13 protein-coding genes and 2 pseudogenes are annotated in these 17242 nt (G+C 56.5%); 2 read left to right on the top strand and 13 right to left on the bottom strand.

Annotation, left to right across the window (positions count from 1 at the left end):
• Positions 1–680 precede the first annotated feature (680 nt).
• Positions 681–1615, bottom strand: a pseudogene (locus C6558_RS35300) (integrase).
• Between the two features lie 19 nt (positions 1616–1634).
• Here C6558_RS35300 and C6558_RS41205 point away from each other — a divergent pair.
• Positions 1635–1901, top strand: a pseudogene (locus tag C6558_RS41205) (type II toxin-antitoxin system Phd/YefM family antitoxin).
• 658 nt (positions 1902–2559) lie between these two features.
• Here the strand turns inward: C6558_RS41205 and C6558_RS35290 are convergent.
• Both C6558_RS35290 and C6558_RS39810 read right to left on the bottom strand, forming a co-directional pair.
• Complete coding sequence (locus C6558_RS35290; protein ID WP_107028462.1) at positions 2560–3477, bottom strand: recombinase family protein; 918 nt, start codon at positions 3475–3477, stop codon at positions 2560–2562.
• On the bottom strand, positions 3429–3863 hold the full coding sequence (locus C6558_RS39810) for a hypothetical protein (protein WP_146160946.1): 435 nt from the start codon (positions 3861–3863) through the stop codon (positions 3429–3431). The genes C6558_RS35290 and C6558_RS39810 overlap by 49 nt, the downstream gene beginning before the upstream one ends.
• A gap of 130 nt (positions 3864–3993) precedes the next feature.
• Here C6558_RS39810 and C6558_RS35285 point away from each other — a divergent pair, with 130 nt between their 5' ends.
• Positions 3994–5127: an RHE_PE00001 family protein gene (locus tag C6558_RS35285; RefSeq protein ID WP_107028461.1), complete on the top strand. Its 1134-nt coding sequence runs from the start codon at positions 3994–3996 to the stop codon at positions 5125–5127.
• Here the strand turns inward: C6558_RS35285 and C6558_RS35280 are convergent.
• From C6558_RS35280 to C6558_RS41495, 10 genes are all read right to left on the bottom strand, one after another.
• The gene (locus C6558_RS35280) at positions 5124–5648 is read right to left on the bottom strand and encodes a hypothetical protein (protein ID WP_107028460.1); all 525 of its coding nucleotides are present in this window, start codon (positions 5646–5648) and stop codon (positions 5124–5126) included. The two genes, C6558_RS35285 and C6558_RS35280, sit on opposite strands and share 4 nt — an antisense overlap.
• 2 nt (positions 5649–5650) lie before the next feature.
• Complete coding sequence (locus C6558_RS35275; RefSeq protein ID WP_107028459.1) at positions 5651–6910, bottom strand: DNA methyltransferase; 1260 nt, start codon at positions 6908–6910, stop codon at positions 5651–5653.
• Positions 6907–8193 (bottom strand): HD domain-containing protein, encoded by a 1287-nt coding sequence (locus C6558_RS35270; protein ID WP_107028458.1) that lies wholly within the window; start codon positions 8191–8193, stop codon positions 6907–6909. Before C6558_RS35270 ends, C6558_RS35275 begins: the two co-directional genes overlap by 4 nt.
• On the bottom strand, positions 8180–9382 hold the full coding sequence (locus C6558_RS35265) for an FAD-binding protein (RefSeq protein WP_107028457.1): 1203 nt from the start codon (positions 9380–9382) through the stop codon (positions 8180–8182). The genes C6558_RS35270 and C6558_RS35265 overlap by 14 nt, the downstream gene beginning before the upstream one ends.
• Positions 9383–11218 carry a hypothetical protein gene (locus C6558_RS35260; RefSeq protein WP_245449280.1) on the bottom strand — a complete coding sequence of 612 codons (1836 nt, stop codon included), beginning with the start codon at positions 11216–11218 and terminating at the stop codon, positions 9383–9385.
• A 162-nt stretch (positions 11219–11380) separates the two neighbouring features.
• The gene (gene qatD / locus C6558_RS35255; RefSeq protein ID WP_107028456.1) at positions 11381–12133 is read right to left on the bottom strand and encodes a Qat anti-phage system TatD family nuclease QatD; all 753 of its coding nucleotides are present in this window, start codon (positions 12131–12133) and stop codon (positions 11381–11383) included.
• A complete protein-coding gene (qatC, locus tag C6558_RS35250) occupies positions 12126–13442 on the bottom strand; it encodes a Qat anti-phage system QueC-like protein QatC (RefSeq protein ID WP_146160945.1) in 1317 nt (438 codons plus the stop codon). Before qatC ends, qatD begins: the two co-directional genes overlap by 8 nt.
• A gap of 71 nt (positions 13443–13513) precedes the next feature.
• Positions 13514–14389 carry a Qat anti-phage system associated protein QatB gene (gene qatB, locus C6558_RS35245; RefSeq protein ID WP_107028454.1) on the bottom strand — a complete coding sequence of 292 codons (876 nt, stop codon included), beginning with the start codon at positions 14387–14389 and terminating at the stop codon, positions 13514–13516.
• Positions 14389–16359: a Qat anti-phage system ATPase QatA gene (gene qatA / locus C6558_RS35240; protein WP_107028453.1), complete on the bottom strand. Its 1971-nt coding sequence runs from the start codon at positions 16357–16359 to the stop codon at positions 14389–14391. The genes qatB and qatA overlap by 1 nt, the downstream gene beginning before the upstream one ends.
• 58 nt (positions 16360–16417) lie before the next feature.
• Complete coding sequence (locus C6558_RS41495) at positions 16418–16552, bottom strand: YHYH domain-containing protein (protein WP_107028452.1); 135 nt, start codon at positions 16550–16552, stop codon at positions 16418–16420.
• Between the last annotated feature and the right edge of the window lie 690 nt (positions 16553–17242).

The raw sequence follows: 17242 nt of genomic DNA, 5'->3' as shown, positions 1-17242 counted from the left end.
GATGTGACCCCCGGATCGGGAATGTGAGCCAAATCCGTAGAGGGGTCACAGCTGTGACCCCCAAACGAACTCAACCCAGACCCATCGGGAAGAAGATAGTGTCTGGAAGAGGGCAGCGCTTTCGTGAGTCCTACAGAGAGTCCAACTCCAGCTCGTCCTCGACGCGCATGACGACAATGCTTCATTGAGCGAAATGGTGCTTGTTGCCGCCTGCCCTATTCATCGGTGTTCCGTGGCCTGTTCTTAAGAGAGAACGAGACTATCGAAGCAGCTGACGGGCGCGGGCGGACGAGAGACCATCGCCGCGAAATCCCGCAGGTCCCTCGCGGAACATTCGAGCAATCGCCTTTTCCTGCCGATGTTTGAACTGTCCACGCAAGCGATCGTAAAATATAGCCTTGCTAAGGAGGAAGGCGACGCGCCTGTGAGCCGTTTGTTGAGCCCCCAAGATTGTCTCGGCGAAGTAGGCCGAACCACTCGGTGATATCGAGCGTGGACGGATGTTTCTCAAGCGGGCTGTAATGCTCCTTCCTGCCGTGCTCGATCGTGACGGCGAGTGACCTGGTTGCCCCGCGAGTGCTCGTTGCCGTCTTCGAAGGGAGGATGCTTTCGAAAGAGAAGTCGCCAATGCCAGCGCGCGTGAGCGCGAGAAGGGGGCTTCGCTGTCGCGGGCTGAATTCTTAAACCATTCGAAAGCCCGTTCTTGCTTTGCCTTCCGCGTCGTTGTGAGAGCGGGCGGCCTGCGTCACGGAGCTGTGCAGCGACTGCTGCATGGCCTCGGCCTTTCGACATTTTCCCATTGGTCAATGCGCCGAAACGTTGGCCCCTCGGTTTGCCGGAGACCTGTAGCCTGCGCTTGAGCGCAACGTCCGGCCGGCCAATCAGGATAACGTGTTCATCGCCATCGCTCGTCGTTGTCTTGGTACGACCGAGACGGATCGACAGTCAGGGCAGGGGGTTTGTGTCGTTCGGATCGGAACGGGATCCTCGTCTATGAGATCGCCGTCGCACGCAAATGCGATCAACAGAGTGGCCGGTCGCGCAGGCCGACCGAAGTTTGCCGGCGGGGCCTGCAGCAATTTTGCGACAACGTCTGCCGGGACGGCCTACTTGCTTTTGCGCTGTCGCGGTCGGGCGCTGGCGCGCACTGCAAGGCGTGAGTCTGATGAACCGATAAGCCCGCACTAGCGGGTCAGGATCAACCAAGTCATCAGACACCGCCGCACCATGTCACCCGGAGCATGTGGTCCTTTCGCTCGATGGAGGCTGCTTGCCCGCAAGCCAGGCTCCACCTCCGAAGGTACGCCATGGTCAGCGTCCGCGGCACGCTTGACCAGATCCCAAAGGGATGGGCCACGAACTTCAGCAGCAGACTTTCCAGGGCCGGCCAGGGGAGGGGACTGCCCGTCGCGAGCTAGCGCCAAGCCTGAAGATGACTGAGGTCGGATGCAGGCGCGCGAAGCGTATTGTCGGCCATGCCTTCGCGGGCGAGATGCTTGAGGATGGCGACGTCCTCGTCTGTGAGAAGCGTAGCAATCTGATCGCGCCGGTCGACAGGTAGGATGGCGTCGAGCGCGTCGAGTTCTTCTCTCGTCAAAGGATTGCGTTGGCGGATTTCGCTCTAGCTACCGATGATGACATCCGCCGTAACCGGGGACGCGGTCTCCAAGAACTTTCGAGCCTATCAGGATGCGGCCTTACACGAGCCATTGATTGTCACCAAACGGTCGCCCGCGCTCGGTTTTGGTCGCCTACGAGGACTATCTGCGTTTGATGCGGCGCCAGCGCCGGGTCGAGTTGGTAAGCGGCCGACGAGCTCGCCGCGGTCGAAGCGCCGATGACGGTTCCTGGGCTTGATCATCAATGCGGAGATGACGATGGACAAGAATGCTGCCAATTGAACTGAAGTTCGACGGGGTCGTTTCGTCTGAAATTTTCTGCATTTTTAAGGTTCTCCGGCGCTCTGAGAGGGAGTGGTTTCCTACCTGTTTTATAGTTCCGTTCTTCCTGGCTCCTCGGACTGCAGCGTTGGACGCTTGATGTCACCAATTGCGCACGGCAGCTTGGTCGTGGGACGTTGCTTTGTCGGGGAACTTCGGCAAAGATGTCGAACACTGACTTCCCTCCCCCGACACCCTTGGCCGATCGAGGCCGGAATTGCGTGCCGATATGCGGGTGCGGCGTACAATGGATAGGTCATCTTCGTCCGCTACGTTGAGGAACGTTTCGAGGTGTCAATATCATCGAGGATCACCGCGACATCGACGAAATGTATTCGTCGGCCGACATGGACGGATGACAACGCCGACTGCCTGTCAGTGCTATCCACGCTGCTCGTGCCTAGCGCCGTTTCCATCAAAGCCATCTTACTGGCTTAGTCGAGTGTGGTGAAGATCGGAACCGTCCCGACCTTGGTGCATGAGGCCTTCAGGAACTTTCGGGAGGGGAGGGAGAACAGGCGCCTTGCGCTGCAAATCCTCAAAAGCCAGGCCTGGAAGAGCAGTCCATCCACTAGCGACAGGAAGAAACAGCCGCGCGGTCGCCTGACGAACCGGGCCCTCAGCGGCGGATAAGACCAAACCGATGGGCTTCGTCCAGCAGATGGCGGACGGACGAGGGCTGCCATTTCTTCCCGCCTCGTGCGGGCCGCTCGCCCATCTGATCCAGTTGAGCGGCAATGTCGCGAAGTGATAGATCGGGATCGGCAATGGCGATCGCCGCCACCAGCTTCATCAGATGGTCCTCGGGCGCGCGGCGAGGGGATCTGGCCAGGAGTTCTTTTTCCGCGAACTTTTCGCGGACCATGCGATGAACGGCGCGACGGAGGCGCTCGACGGTCCAATCGTGACCGCGGCGATTGAGCACCCGCACCACATTATCCCAACTGTGCTGAGGCCGGAGTTGCCGCACCATCGGCAGCCACGTCTGCGCGGACGCAATGAGCTCGTCGAGATAGAGTTTCTCGCGTGCTATTGAGACTGCTTTGATTGCCTCAGGTCGTCGTTCTCGCAGGCCGGGGTTTCCAGGAAACTTGCCGCGCGCCTTCGCCGCTTTGATGCCGGCTTTGGTGCGTTCGGCGATCAGCGCACGCTCGAGCTGCGCGACCGCACCGAGGACCTGAAGGGAAAACATGCCTTGCGGTGTCGAGGTATCGATCGGATCCCGGATCGACCGGAAATGGACACCGCGTTGCTCGAGATCCTCGATCACTGCCAGGAGATGGCTCACCGAACGGGCCAGCCGATCGAGGCGGACGACCACGAGGACGTCTCCCGCGGTCAACTCGCCGAGCAGCCGCGTTAAAACAGGCCGGGCGCGCGATGCCCCGGAGCCGTGTTCTTGATGGATCCGATCGCAGCCGGCAGCACGCAGCTCGTCCATCTGTGCGTCGTGGACCTGGTCTTCTGTCGAGACGCGAGCATAACCGATCAGACGCTTTGGAAGCTGGTGATCGTTAACTGTTTGTCGCTTCGCCATTGCGCTTTTAGAGGTCCGTTTCGAGGAGATTTGTACAGATAAGGAATGCGCGAGAAATTGATCAGTTGCAAGCGTGTTTTAAGCATGTAATAGCGGCTCGCCAGACTCAAGTCTCCGCGGGAGACGAGTGACTGAGCGTCTGCATAGGCAAACGCGCGCCAGCGGGCTTCTGTGGCGGAAATGCCGGAAAAATAGCGGCTTTGGAGATGGCTGCGAAAGAAGGAGCCTGCTGGGAGGCGTGGGAAACTCAATTCCGGAGAAGAGGAGGAGCCATGTACATGCCGGCGCCCGCCGAATGCTGTTTCGGGGAGTCGGGCTATTCCAGGCGAAAACGGCCTGGAAGCCCGGAAAACCGGGCGTTTCCGGGCTTCCGGGAAGACCGACATATTCCGGTTGCGACTCCAAATCGCTCCTATTGATACGGAATACTTATCGATGGTTATAACGCCAACTATCTGCCATACTATGTGGCGAACCGTAACTTTAATATAGAGTTCTTATAAGAAATCATTTACCATGGTTTCAATGGCTTACGAACTTTCGAAACTCGGCATGACAGCCCTGATGCGGCCGGCTTTCGACGCCGGCATAGCGCTCACCCGCCTGGACGAGCGCGTCGCCCGTTCACCGGTGGGCGCGGGATGGATCGAACGGTCCCAGTTCGCCGATGCGTGCGCATCGCTATGGATCGATGGCGAACTGGTCCACCTCGAAGACCTCGTCCTCCACGACGACACCCGCGATATTCGCACGCCCACCCACGAGCTGACAATCGCCCGCGACGTGCTACGCACCCGCCGGCGCATTGCTGGCCAGTTCCCCGGCTGGGCGCTGTCGTCCGACGGCATTCGCACATTGCGAAAAACCTCCGAGATCACATCGGCCGACACGGACGAGGCGGCGACCGCTAATGCCATCCGGCGCTCGGTCGCGATCGATCCGGAAGCGGAGGGGGACGACGACGTCGAAAATTTCCCGGGCGTCGATTATGCCGCTATCGATGCGCTGCTCGCCCGCTCGGAAGCGGCGATCGAGAACGCAACGCGGCCCGGTCGCGCCGGCGCGGCAGAAAAACATCCGATGATCTACGACCTCGACTGGGACGAGGATGCCAGGATCGACGAATGGCGCGGTGTGCTGCGGCAGGCTGAGAATCTGCCGGCGGCGCTGCAGGCGATCGTCGCCCTCGATGCCTGGAACGAACTCTCCGTCCTGCAGCATGCGCCATGGCTCGGCCGGTTGTTTTGCGCTTCCATCCTACGAGAGGCCGGCATCACCACCAGCGCCCATCTCGCGGCGATCAATCTCGGCCTGAAAACCATCCCGGTCGATCGGCGCCGGCATCCCGATCGCGAAACGCGGCTGCTCGCCATCGCTCACGGACTTTTGGCGGCCGCCGAGATCGGCATGAAAGAGCATGACCGGCTAACGCTGGCGAAAACGATGATGGACCGAAAACTGGACGGGCGACGAGCGTCGTCAAAACTGCCGGAACTTGTCGAGCTGATGATGGCGAAGCCACTGGTGTCGGCGAAAATGGTGGCGAAGACGCTCGACATGACGCCGCAGGCGGCGCGGCGGATCGTTTTGGAACTCGGCCTCAGGGAGATGACGGGGAGGGGGAGGTTTCGAGCTTGGGGCGTCCTTTAAGTCGAAGGTGGGCTCGATTGCGCACTCAAAATAGCGCTGATTTTTGCAAAGACCTCCTCCTCATCTCCTACCAAGACGACGTCCGCTTCACGAACTTTTTTCTGAGCTAGATTGAATTGATCGATGGTCATGATGCGTGATCCTGCATTTTTGACTCGGCTGACCTGCTCGGCGAGATCAGCCACTGTATCCAGACCTATGGTGCATGCTGAAACGCCAGATCTATCTCGGAAGTCATAGAAGGTGTCGATCGCAATGGGTTCGAATACCGTGAAAGCGGGAGCAGTGGCGGCCCTTTGTATCTCTGATTTTCGCATTCCGTATTTGTATTCGCCAACATCAATAGACCAAGCATACTTTTCAGAATACCAAGTTTCTACAAAATCGTACTCGGATTCGCCTTCAAATCGAGGCGGTCGGGTTGTCGAGGGCTGCAGGACCTGTCCAATATTCGTGCTTTTGATCCGATCGACTTGGGTTGTCTTGCCCGCACCGCGGACACCTGTGAGTATATACAGCATAGCTAACTCTTCCTCCTAAAAACCAATATTGTTTCCTTTTTGATTGAGGTCCAGGATTGTCTCGTTCTTGATTGGCGAACAGATCGGTCGGCGGAAAACCAAAGCTCCCAGCCGTCTTCCTCAAGGGCAGACTTAAGCATGACCTCTCCCGCGTCACGTCCATGATCTTTATGAGGCATGACATAGGCAGCGACGCTGCGTCCGCTTGTCAGGCTCAGCTGAACTGTCGCCACGCGTATAAGCTGCTCGGCCCACGTGTTGATGTGGCCCGGTTTAAACCGCTTTCTTCTCGCCCCAATTTCGGAATTGACGAGATTTGCTATCTCATCATCCGATTTGCCGAGGAAATACATCGTAAGTCGTTGTGCGAGGCCGTAGTCGATAGCGCCGCCGTAGGGAGGTGAGGTCAAGAGTAGCGCAGGTGCCTGACACGGCATCGAAAAGCGATCGTTGTTCCAGTCAATCACCGAAAAATCGAAACTCCCATGTCGCGATGTGATGGGGATCGTGCGTCTAATTCCATCCAATTGCCGCCGCGTCCGCTTTATCCACGCCAGCGCCGCGCCACCCGCGTCTTTGTATACAAACTCACGAGGGCGGACATTGTCTGCCACATGGCCCCAGCTCCGTGTCTCGGAACAAGTGCCACGTGCTATCGCGGAAAGCATTGTGAAGCCGACTATCTTCGTAAAGCGGGCCGTACGGGAGGATTCGAGAAAGTCGAGAAGTCTTTTCAGCTCGTCTAACGTTCTTGGATGATACCAGTTGCTAAGACTCCCGGTTGCTGGCTGCTTGAACAGCAGGTTCAACACGTTGGAAACGGATCGACCGCCTACCTCATCGATGTGCTCGTCAACAGTAGACCCCGACTGCAGCGCTTCAATCAAAAAGGCGTTTGGCGTTCGAATCTCCTCAACAATTGAGCGCAAGTCGTCAAGCACAGCCTCGAAAAGAAAATGATCCTTCATCAGCAAAGAAATAAGGCCCGTCGTGGTCAAGCCCGACATCACCCCCACAGGATTGATGTCGCATGAAACCGAGTGTCGACCACGCAAAATCGCTGCTGCAGCCGTCGACCCAATCCCGCAGAACGGATCGAATATCGTATCTCCTTCCGACGACAGCAAGTCGACCAGCACGCCCGGTAGGCCAGGCGCAAAACTTCCCGGATACCAGTGCAGTGCTGAAATATCCAATGGACCACGCTCAATGAAGTCCCAGTCAACGAAGGATAATTGCCTAAAAACTGCTTGATCGCTCATATCAATTGGAACTGGCTTGTTGAATTCCGAAAAGGGTCTTCAAGTGGATCTGCTAACGGTTGTGACTCGGTGACAATTTCCGATATAGCACGCTGGAATTCTTCTGCTGCCTTTGAATTCACTTTCTCAGACTGCTCGCGAGAAGAGAACAGACCGATCAGAAGCTCGTTAGAGGATTCGCCTATTTCAGCATCTTCATTTCTATCTCGAATGTGCAAATTTACGCCCCTGTCGGTTTTCGACCGATCAAGTATAACGTGAACGATCGTCTGGCACTTGAGAGCTTGCGACATCTTCGCCTCCAACGTTCTTTTGACGGAAGGAGTTGATAGTTCATCATATCCGCTAGTGATGGAGCTGCGTCTCAAACTGACAGGATAGTACAAGTCGGCGAGCATTATGCGTTTTACAAGAGTACCTATGTTTTGATTGACCCCGACTGAACCCGAAATGAGCTGCTGTATCAGCAGATCATCCGTTAGTATCCAGCTATCAACACCAATTATGTCGGCGCTTGTTGCCAGCTCTACTGCCTTTGTCAGCATTGCTTTGGCGGAGAACTCGGCCCAGTCGTGGAGAAGGTAGCGATACAGTTGATGTCTCAGAGACTGCCACCGTCTAACATGAGGAATGCTTGAGCTCTGTATCGACAATTTGCCTGAAGTGACGCGGAGATCTTTCGCAAGAGCAAGTGCAACGTAGCTATCGTCTCTCGATGCGATACCCACATGGTAGGAAAGCCTAACCACATTATCTATATTGTCTAAATCCATTTGGCTGCTGATCAATGGCCCCAATGGTCCATCTCCAGCTATCGCGTCAGCAACCTGGCTCCAGTTTTTACCGATTAGCGCGGGAGCCTGAAATGATGATCCAAAATAAGATACGTTTGCTTTTGTGCGCTGGAAGAAAGCGTCTTCAAGGCGTTGTCCCACCCGCTGATGGTTCAGGTCCTCGAGCTCGGGATCGTCGGCGAAGATATACTCAAGGGAATGGCCAAATGGCCCAGTTTTCATGTCGTGCAGCATGGCTGCCGCAGAGATCATAGCGGCAGTGTCAGCCGGGGAATCGGAAGCTTTCGCCCATTCCTTGGCTAACCGCACCACCCCAAGAGTATGCTCAAAGCGCGAAATCTCCGATGCGCCCGTAATTAGTAAAGAATTGATATTGCACATTCTGACGTTGCGGAGTCTTTGAACCTCCGGCGTTCGAATTAAGGCGGTCTCGAACTCAGAGAACTCGCTGCGGCCGTAGAGAGGGTCGAATGATCTAAACGCTTGCATAATCTAACGCCTCCAAGGCGGCCAGCCTACCCGAAACGGCTGCCTGCAAAAGACCCCGAGCATGTCCGGCCGCATCCCCTGCAACAAATAAATCCGGGTGATCAGTCCGGTGCGTGTCACCGATTGCGAAAACGTCCCAGTGCCAGTCCAGCAAGGGAAAATGGATCCTATGTTCTTTACTCCAGTCGACTAGGCCGAGTGCGCCCAAGGTCTCCGCAAATACCGTAAGCCTCTGGGCAACCGGATCTCCGTACGCTGAACGGATTATCGGAAGCTCAAAGAAGCTTGGAATTCCCATTACAATGGGGGCCTGCTCATATTCCGCCTGCGGCACAGCCTTCAATGAGTTGAGCGCTCGGTTGAGCGCGGCCGCCTTTCCTTTGACGCGTGTGAGAATTCCGAAGTTAGCGTGAGGCTCGCCTTCGTCAGCTACGATGCCACCAGGTATAGAGATCTCCTGGAACGGGTACCGAAATATCGTTCCAGGGTGATTCAGACAAAACGTTCGAGTATCCCCCAGAAGAACCTTCGCATCGGGCCCACGTGCTCGCAACTTTTGCACAGCTCGGCGGTCTAAAAATTCCAAACGGACGCCAACGTCGAGGCCTTTGCCTTCTTGTGGTGAAACGCCTGCAACTTTCAGCAGGGACCCTGCAGCTCTCCCGCCAGCTGCAATTAGCACCCGGCCCGTGGCAACTGAACCAAGACGATCCGAGACAACCCACCCCGTACGAGTATGTTTGAGATCAACAATCTTCGCATCTAAAACGCGAGCAAGCTTCCGGATTTTCTTTGAGATCGTCTCGATAAGATGTTCAATTTCGCGCGGGCTCAAGACGATCGACTCATACGTTCTTATCGTCGCTTCGCTTGAAAGCCGCTCGTCACCATGCAGATCAGCTGAGCGGGTTACTCCTCTGGCGCTCAGTTCGCAGAAAGATAAGGCAAGACCTATTTGTTGGTCTAGTTTGTCCAGACCTCCGGCTACTGGAATAAGACCCTGTCCTGCGGGAAGCAGGGAAAATTTTGCACCAGAGAAACGAGTGAAACCGCCAAGAGCCCCGTTTGCTTGTGGTAAGCTCTCATCGATGACAGTTACACTCTTCCCGGCCTCAGCAAGTACTTGCGCAGCGTTAATGCCAGCCAAGCCCGCGCCGAGGACTATGTAGTCAACAGCTTTCTCAGACAATTAGATTCCCTCACTGTCTGGAACGATCTTCATAGCCCGAAAGACCAACGATACGGCATTCTTGGCTGCGAGCGCTTGGCGTGAATGCTTGTCCTCAGATTTGTTACCGTCGGCCCAATCGCAGACTCCTTTGACTATCACCCAATGGGTTGGCTTTTCAGCGAGAGCCACTACGAGGCCAATGCCTTCCATCTCGCCCCCAATGGCGTCACCACCAGCGAGTTTCTGAAGCTTTTCCCGAAAGTCGAGGTTATCGACCAGTTTATCGCCGCTTAAGAGTAGCCCGATTTTAACCTCTGCATCATTCCATACTGCTGCTGCTGCTTCGATGAGGCTCACTAGCATCGGACTGGCGTCAGTCCGCGACCCGCGAGAAACAACCGCGGCCTCTCCATGTTCGTCGCTTCCAACGCGCTGCAGCTCATATCCAAGCACCTGCCGGCCGACCAACACGGTGCCAATAGGGTATTTGGACTCATCCATCCCGAATGCAATCCCAACCATGATGACATGCTTGGGTTTGAGGTGAGATGTGATCTGCATCGTGGTAGAGACGGACCCGCCGACGGAAACAGACCCCATCGCCACCTTTACGACGGCAACGCGGCTTCCATGTATATAACCACAATCAAAATAGGCTCGGCTACCGCCAAACTTTGGCTCGGGTTCGCCGCCTAAATTTCTAACGGCATCAAAGACTGCGTTGCGCTCGATATCCGTTGCGACAACGATAACGTAATCAAACATGGTCTTTCCTTGCGCCTGCACTCGGGCAGCCTCCATCGCATTACGAAATTCTAGGTTGTGTGAAAGAATGCCGAGGACCTTCTCCAGTCGTGAAGAGGCTAAACTCAGCGTCTCCGCACCAGCGTTTATCTCTGTACGAGTGACTTGATTGCTGATGGCCCTCAAGGTCTGCTGAACGAAAAGCCGGAACGTTTCCCTTTTATTCGAGATATCACTTCTATACATGCCAGCTAGGCTCGCGCCGAGCAGATGCATTTTCTCGTGAAGGTCACTCCTCTCATCAAATCGAGAGCTAGAGGAAAAATAATTTTGCCAGAACGCTTTTGAGGATAGCCAGTCGGTCTTTATCAGTTCCCCGAGGCCAATCGTTTTTGCGACATCAATTAAGATGGGAATATCGAGACATGGAAAATTCAGCGAACAGTCGTCAAAATATCTTAGGCCGTCGATACCCGTAGCGATATCGGAGTTTAGCGATCCCATAAAATGTTTGGTATATTGGACGGAAATCTGACGCCTTATAATTCCGATCGCGAATTCGGGCCTTTTGGAGGCCTCGGTCGCGGTTGAAAACAAAGCCGCAGTTACGGCCCTGTCTGCTCGCTTGATCAGACTTTCGCTCACAACTCGCTTCGCGTCGCGTTCAGCGTCGGATGACGACTGCAAATCAGCTCCCCATCCTGAAAGGCCCGTAGCAAGGGATAAAGTAGCGCTTGTCGATTTCGGTATTATAGCTAACGTTTCGGGGATGTTATTAGTCTTGCCGAAGTACATGGGGTAACGATCGCGGTCGTCGGTGTACAACGTAGCTCTTGATTCAAAAAACTCAGCTAGTGTCGGGTGGCTGCTTAAAATATCAAGATGCCCTGTATGGACTAACAGCTGGGTAAACTCGGCTAGAGAGGGTGAGCTGTTGATCGCTGGGCTTTCGAAAAAAATGGACGCGCTGCAGTTGAGAGCTGAGCCGGTGAGAATGCTCAACAACTTAAGAGAAATCTGTACGTTGTTTTCAGTTACCGTGCATTGAACTGATTCACCTAGCTCCCGGTCAAAGAAATGAAGGTATACCGATCTACCATGGGTTGGCATAAAACAATATCGTCTCCGGCGATTCGCGTCTAAATTTTATCTTACTTGTGCGTGCTGCGTGATACCATCCGGCGGATGGCTTGTTTCGCAAATATTATGGATACGTCGCTTGGCTGCGTGGAAATTGCTGCTCTATCATTCTCCGGCGTCTGGGCTTGCGGTCTAATGGGATGTCTTCTTCAACATCGCGAGCAGATTTCCGACGATCCTTTTTTGCATATCCGCGACCGTGATGTCGTATGTTCCAGCAAGCACTTCAACGCATACCATTGCGTCCCCGGGTCTGGCGGGACCAACCCTCCCTTCAGTGAAGGGGCCATCCGTCTCGGTCAGCATCCGCTCCACCGGAATGGCCTTCAGCAGAGCGCTCGCCTTGGAACTCCTAAGCATCCGGGCATTGATAGAGAAGTAGCACCCCATCTCGGCGGCCCGTCGGGCTTCGGCGGGCGTGCCCGTGAACCAGTGCATAACCATCGTGTTGTTCCGCAGATCCAGATGTTCTTCCGCCATGTCCAGGACGGTCGAGGCCGTCCGAATGCTGTGGATCGAAAGAACCTTCCCGCCCTGCTTCGAACATGCCTTCAAGATGCGCTCGAAGACTCGCGTCTGCTCGGGGAGTGACCTGTAATATTGCGGTCCCGCATCCAGTCCCACTTCACCGACATAGCTACTTTGGGGGAGAAGCCTCTCCCACATTGCAATGTCTGCCGCATGGCTTTGGACGAGCTGAGGATGGAGGCCTAGGGCAGCCCTTACATGCTTCGTCTTCGAGGCGAGCTCATGGTTTCGCGACCAGGCGCGAGGTGTCGTCGTCACGGCAAGGGTGTAGATCTCCTTCGACTCGCATTCCCTCACAAGGGCCTCGAAGTCAGGGTAGAGATCGAGGTGGCAATGGAAATCGACCAGCTTAGCCATTTCCGGCCTTAGATGAATATGTCGTCACGCCCGCGGCTTTCAAAAATACTGCAGCTTCCGTCATCCCCCTAAGATAGAGGTCGGCGTAGTCGTCGATCTTGTCCGTGTCCTCGAATAATGGTCCCGTCTTGTAGATGTACGCCTTGGCCCGCGCCGGGTTCTCGGCCAGCATCCCAGTCGCGAACTCGAAGCCGCGGAACTGTTCTCCGGTCTTCTTGCTGCTGTCGAATTCCATCGCGGGCAGGTCATCCGTCCTGTAGGGCGTCGGGTCCGGTCCCAGCACCGCCTCGGCTCGTTTAAACGCCGCGCGGCGGATGATGCAAGGGAGGCAATGGCCGCAGTGGGGTTTTCCGCCGCCATGATATCGGTCATGTGCGGGATGGGCGCAGGACAGGGAAATGCTTGCGACCTCTTTGAGGAAGGTCGCATCCTTGCACTCGACGATCATCTCGCCCTTCGTCTTGTTCCAGTAAGGGTTCTGGACCGTGCCAGGGATCCTGAGCTTCCGCAGGAGGTCGTTCCAGCGCCGGAAATAGTAGGGGTGCGTCGTCCTGGTGCTGTTGCTGCCAAGGCGGGTCGGATCGAGGGGGACGTTGAGTGAGATCAGGCCGTTTTCTGGCACGTAGATCGGGAACGGTGCGCGCAGGGCTGATCCCGCGAATGCGGCAAGGCCGATGAACAGAAACGATCGGCCGCGTGTGGAGTTCTCGCTCTTGATTTCTTGGAACCCGTCATCGATCCGAGGGTTGCCGAATGCGAGACGCTTCACACCTTGATTGTCAAAGCGCTGCCTGACGTGCTCGAACAGATCTCCCTGAGGCTTGCTGATTGATCCATCGGCGCGGTGGCTGACGAACAGGACATTCTCGCGTCCGGCCTTGAGGTGGTCGATTGCTCCGATGAGGCTGTCGAGGCCGCCGGAGAAGAGTGAAATGCCCTTGAAGCTTGGCTGAAGAAGGTTCGCTTGGTCCGGAAGTCCTGTGGCCACCTTCTCGGGCCATTGCCGGAAATCGACGGACCACAGGTCACCTGTCAGGAACCTCAGCATGGCTTCCAAGGTGTCCTTCGTGCCATCCCACATGGCGACGTCATGAACGGGGAGATACAACCCGATCTCTCTCGTCCACCCGTCCTGGCTCGTCTGAATCCGATTAATCCGCGTGTCGGCCAGATACACCAGCGCCGACAGGAGAAGGATTTCGAGACCCACCGTAGACGGGACGGCGTCGACGCTTTTCATCTGCCTGATCGCGTCATCGATGGAAAGCCCGAGCTTGAGGTCCGGACGGAGAATGTCGAAATCCAGCACCAGCTCATCGCCACGCGGTGCAGGGGAGAAGCTGTCAAGGGTGCCGAGCTTCGGCGAAAGGACGTAACGGGTCACTCTTCGTCATCCTTCTCATCATAGTTGCCAAAGGACGCGTGTGCCTCCTCGTAGATCATGTCGATCTGGGATCGGACCTGATCCTGGCGGAGAACGCCGCCGATTTCGGCCATGGCATCCTTCACTCGTCCCGATACCCAGTCTTGGAACAGTCGCTGCAGTTCCCGGGCCGACAGGCCAGTTTCCGGCAGGGTGATCATGTCGTTACCGATAGCGTTCTCAATGCGCTTCGTCACGGTGTTCGCGATGAAGCGCTCCAGGATGAAGTTGATCGTCTCTGCGTCGGGGCGTTCCAGCCGCCCCTTCATTCCATCGGGGATCTCGCAGATGGCATCGATGTACGCGGCTCGGGCATACGCTTCGTCCAGATCGCCGCCGGGCTCGCAGATATAGTCGACGAGTGCGTAGAAGATCTCCTCGGTGGTCCGGTTGGCGAGACTTTCGAGGTTCAGCCGCCGCAGTTCCTGCCGGATGTCCGATCCTTCAGCACCAGCACCGAGCAGGAAAAAGGCGAGTTTGGAGGCGGCACGCCGGTCAGATGCAGCTCGGGCGGTCGCACCACGGGAGCCCCCGGATGCCGTCTTTACATAGGATCGTGCGGCCTTGGCGAAGCCACGCGATCTGTCGTCGCTTGAGGATGCCTTTGCGGCCGCGTTGAGAAGGCGGCGACCGCCCCGGTATCTGTTCTTGTTCGGCGATGGTGCCGCCGGCTGCGCAGGCGGCGTGCCGGAGGGGCCGCCACCGTGACCAGGGGATGCAGGCGACTGGCTGCCGGGACCACCTGCTGCTGTTCCGCCGCCTCCACCGCCCAGCCATGAGGGAAGCAGCGGGTTGCTGCCTTTGCCGCCGCCGAAGGGAGTCGATGTACCCATTATTTGGCCGCCTTGAGCTTGTGGGCCTGGCTTGCGAAGATCTTGAGGGCCGCGTTGGGCGACTTGCTCCATTTCTCCAGTACTGCGACCAGCCGCGCTTGCCCGGCAGCCGACTTTACGGCGCCGTCGTGTCCGCTCGAGATCCATCCGGAGATTTTGGAAGGTTGCAGTTCTTCCAGAAGGTCGAGATATCGACCCTCGAAATGCTGAAGGGTCTCGACGAACGTCACGATCCCCTCGAACAGCGGTGTCTTGGTCATCAAATCCGGAGCGGAAAGCAGTCTCAGGCGTGCCTCATCGAAAACCTTGCCGCTTTCTGTCGGGCTAAGAGCTTTCAGTTCCTTGCTGATCGACTTCGCCGAGAACGAACCCTCGTTCAGCTTGACGACGATCTCCATGAGGTGAGGATCCAGCAGGGCGGCGGACGCGGTGTGGTTCTTCACGTCGTTGATGACGAAAAGGTAGGGCTTGAGAGGAACATCGGCCAGAGCGGGGAGTGTCTCGGCCCAACGCCGGATCTTCGTGTCGGCAGTCCATTGTAGGACGTCACCCGTCGCGGTTGGCGACGGGCCGGCCTTTGCATCGTCCTCATCTGCCGCCTCTTCCTCCTTGGCACCGATGACCGCCCGCTCGAGTTCTCCAAGGCTTGGGCTCCGTCCGTCCGGCGACGAAGCCACTTCGCGCGCGATCAGATTGAACATCGTTTCCGGCAGGAAGTATTCCGCGAGCATGATCTTGGCGAGGAAGGCCTGATCGATCGCGTCGCCGAATCCTCGGGCTTCCGATACCTGCAGCCGAAGATTCAGCGCGTTCACGAAACGCTTCACGTGCCTGGGGTTGCCGTTCGTGCCCGTAGCGAGGACCGGAGCGATCTGGTGCACGGTGATGACCGCACTCTTGACCTGGTCGTTGTAACCATTTCCAAGCGCTTCTCGCACTTCGGCTTCCGAGATCGATTTCTGCTCCCAAGGTTTCGACATGTAGTCTGTCGCCGTCTTCAGCAGTTTCTCGAATCCTTTCGACGTCTCCCCGATGATCGAACCGACGACGAGCAACGTCAGGTAAGTGCGCGTCTCCGCGTGACCCATCGACGGAATTCTGAAAGGAACCTGGATCAGCTTTTCGAGATAGGCCCGCGGGTACTCGGCGGCGACTTCGCCTTCCGGAAGATTGGGGAAGTGCTTCGTGACCGCATATTTGATCATGTTCTCGTCCGCGCCGATGACGAACGCAGTGTTCGGCAGCATGACGAAGAGGCGGATGGCTTCCAACGTTTCGATGGCAGTCTCGGGGAGGCAGCGGTCGAGATCGTCTACGAGAACGACGAGCTTCTTTATGCCGGCTGCCGTCATCAGATCCTTGAATGCCGCACGAAAGGCGCGGATCTCAGAGGGGACGGAAGGTGATTCCCCCTTTTCCTTCCAGTAACCCTTAGCCCTTTCGACGACGGCTTCTGCGTTCTCCTTGGTAAGCACTTCGGCAGGTGACCCTAGCTTGGATCCGATGAAGCCTACGATGTCGGAGAGCTGGTCCGGGGACGGCAGCCCCGTCGCAAGATTGAACGCTAGACCGCCAGTGCGCTTGGCAATCTTCAGCCAGTCGATCCGCTGCAGGATGTTCCGAACCTGATCAGCCGCTTTCGTAGCAAGCGAACGGTTCTCGATCAGGTCGTGCACGATGCCTTCGATCAGGGCAATCTTGGCATCCTCGAACCCCTGGAACTGCCATCCGTTGTAACGGATAACAAGCGTGTCCTTCCCCTGATCGGGGAAGCGGGCGGCGATCATTTCCAGGACTGACGATTTGCCAGCGCCCCAGTAGCCGTGAACACCGATTGTGATTGGGCGATCATCACTGAGGGTGATGAGGTTTATGACTGTCCTTGCGATCGCCTCATTGCGGAGCAGGTCGACCTTCGTTTCATGATCTGGAATATATCCCAGATGTCTTTCATGCGCTGCTTCGCTCATGCAACCTTCGTCCACTACTTCATTAAGTGCCGCCCTGAGGGAGCCCCTGGGGCAGGTGTCAATGACAGTGGTAGCTACCCGTCTTGTGATTGGTGTGGCAGCCGTTTTCGTCTGTGCCCCCACTGTGAGCGGAAACGTAGGTTGCACTGCCCAAAAGGATGAGCGCTGCCGCGCCAAGCTTAATCAACTTCATGATGGTCCCTCCATTGCCATGCAACTTATACATGGTCCTGAAGTGGAGTCGATACTAAATTAAAAGTTACAGAACCTGGATGGTTGATAGGCTAATGAGTACATATCAAATGGTTGACGAAAGCGGTGCAAATACGGACCAAACAGGCGTTTCAGGCGAGAGCATCGGCTTTGCAAGACGCACTCTCGATTGCCAGCGACGAAGGTACTCGCCTTTGGCCCGGGTTGAGCTATGATCTTCGTGTGGGGGCGAACTTGCTGAGCGAGATCGAGGTTACGTATTTTCGCAGTCGCATCGATGACATCCTGCGGGAGGGGCGGCCGACCGCATGTCAGCGCCAGTTTCTCATGGATATGCGCCAGAGGACCGAACGTTACGGGACGCGTACGCGGCTTAGTGAAAAGCAGATGGCGACACTCAAGAGGCTGAGCGCGCGTCTGAGACAGCTCGTTGCGTCCGGAACACCGACCGTGACTAGGGTCGCCTCCAGGCGCCGAATGCGAACATGTCTCTGCTGAGTTTTCTAGTCTTCGGCCTCGGCAAACGTATTGGAACGCATACGGCGCACGCTGGGTGTCGATATAAGGATGAGCGCCAGAGCGGACATACCGAGCAGGGTGATGCTGATCGGGCTGGACACAAGCGCCGTCCAGTCGCCTTGCGAAAAGATCAGCGCCCGGCGCAGGTTCT

The organism is Ensifer sp. NM-2 (assembly GCF_003024455.1).
In the GTDB taxonomy this organism is placed as follows: Bacteria; Pseudomonadota; Alphaproteobacteria; order Rhizobiales; family Rhizobiaceae; genus Ensifer; species Ensifer canadensis.
This window is presented reverse-complemented; position numbering and strand designations above follow the sequence as displayed.

Bases quoted from the DNA above. Each gene is read 5' to 3' on its own strand.
- C6558_RS35270 (WP_107028458.1), bottom strand. From the start codon at position 8,193: ATGCAAGCGTTTAGATCATTCGACCCTCTCTACGGCCGCAGCGAGTTC.
- C6558_RS35285 (WP_107028461.1), top strand. From the start codon at position 3,994: ATGGTTTCAATGGCTTACGAACTTTCGAAACTCGGCATGACAGCCCTG.
- qatA (WP_107028453.1), bottom strand. From the start codon at position 16,359: ATGAGCGAAGCAGCGCATGAAAGACATCTGGGATATATTCCAGATCAT.
- C6558_RS35260 (WP_245449280.1), bottom strand. From the start codon at position 11,218: ATGCCAACCCATGGTAGATCGGTATACCTTCATTTCTTTGACCGGGAG.
- qatD (WP_107028456.1), bottom strand. From the start codon at position 12,133: ATGGCTAAGCTGGTCGATTTCCATTGCCACCTCGATCTCTACCCTGAC.
- C6558_RS35290 (WP_107028462.1), bottom strand. From the start codon at position 3,477: ATGGCGAAGCGACAAACAGTTAACGATCACCAGCTTCCAAAGCGTCTG.
- C6558_RS35280 (WP_107028460.1), bottom strand. From the start codon at position 5,648: ATGCTGTATATACTCACAGGTGTCCGCGGTGCGGGCAAGACAACCCAA.
- qatB (WP_107028454.1), bottom strand. From the start codon at position 14,389: ATGGGTACATCGACTCCCTTCGGCGGCGGCAAAGGCAGCAACCCGCTG.
- C6558_RS35275 (WP_107028459.1), bottom strand. From the start codon at position 6,910: ATGAGCGATCAAGCAGTTTTTAGGCAATTATCCTTCGTTGACTGGGAC.
- C6558_RS39810 (WP_146160946.1), bottom strand. From the start codon at position 3,863: ATGTCGGTCTTCCCGGAAGCCCGGAAACGCCCGGTTTTCCGGGCTTCC.
- C6558_RS41495 (WP_107028452.1), bottom strand. From the start codon at position 16,552: ATGAAGTTGATTAAGCTTGGCGCGGCAGCGCTCATCCTTTTGGGCAGT.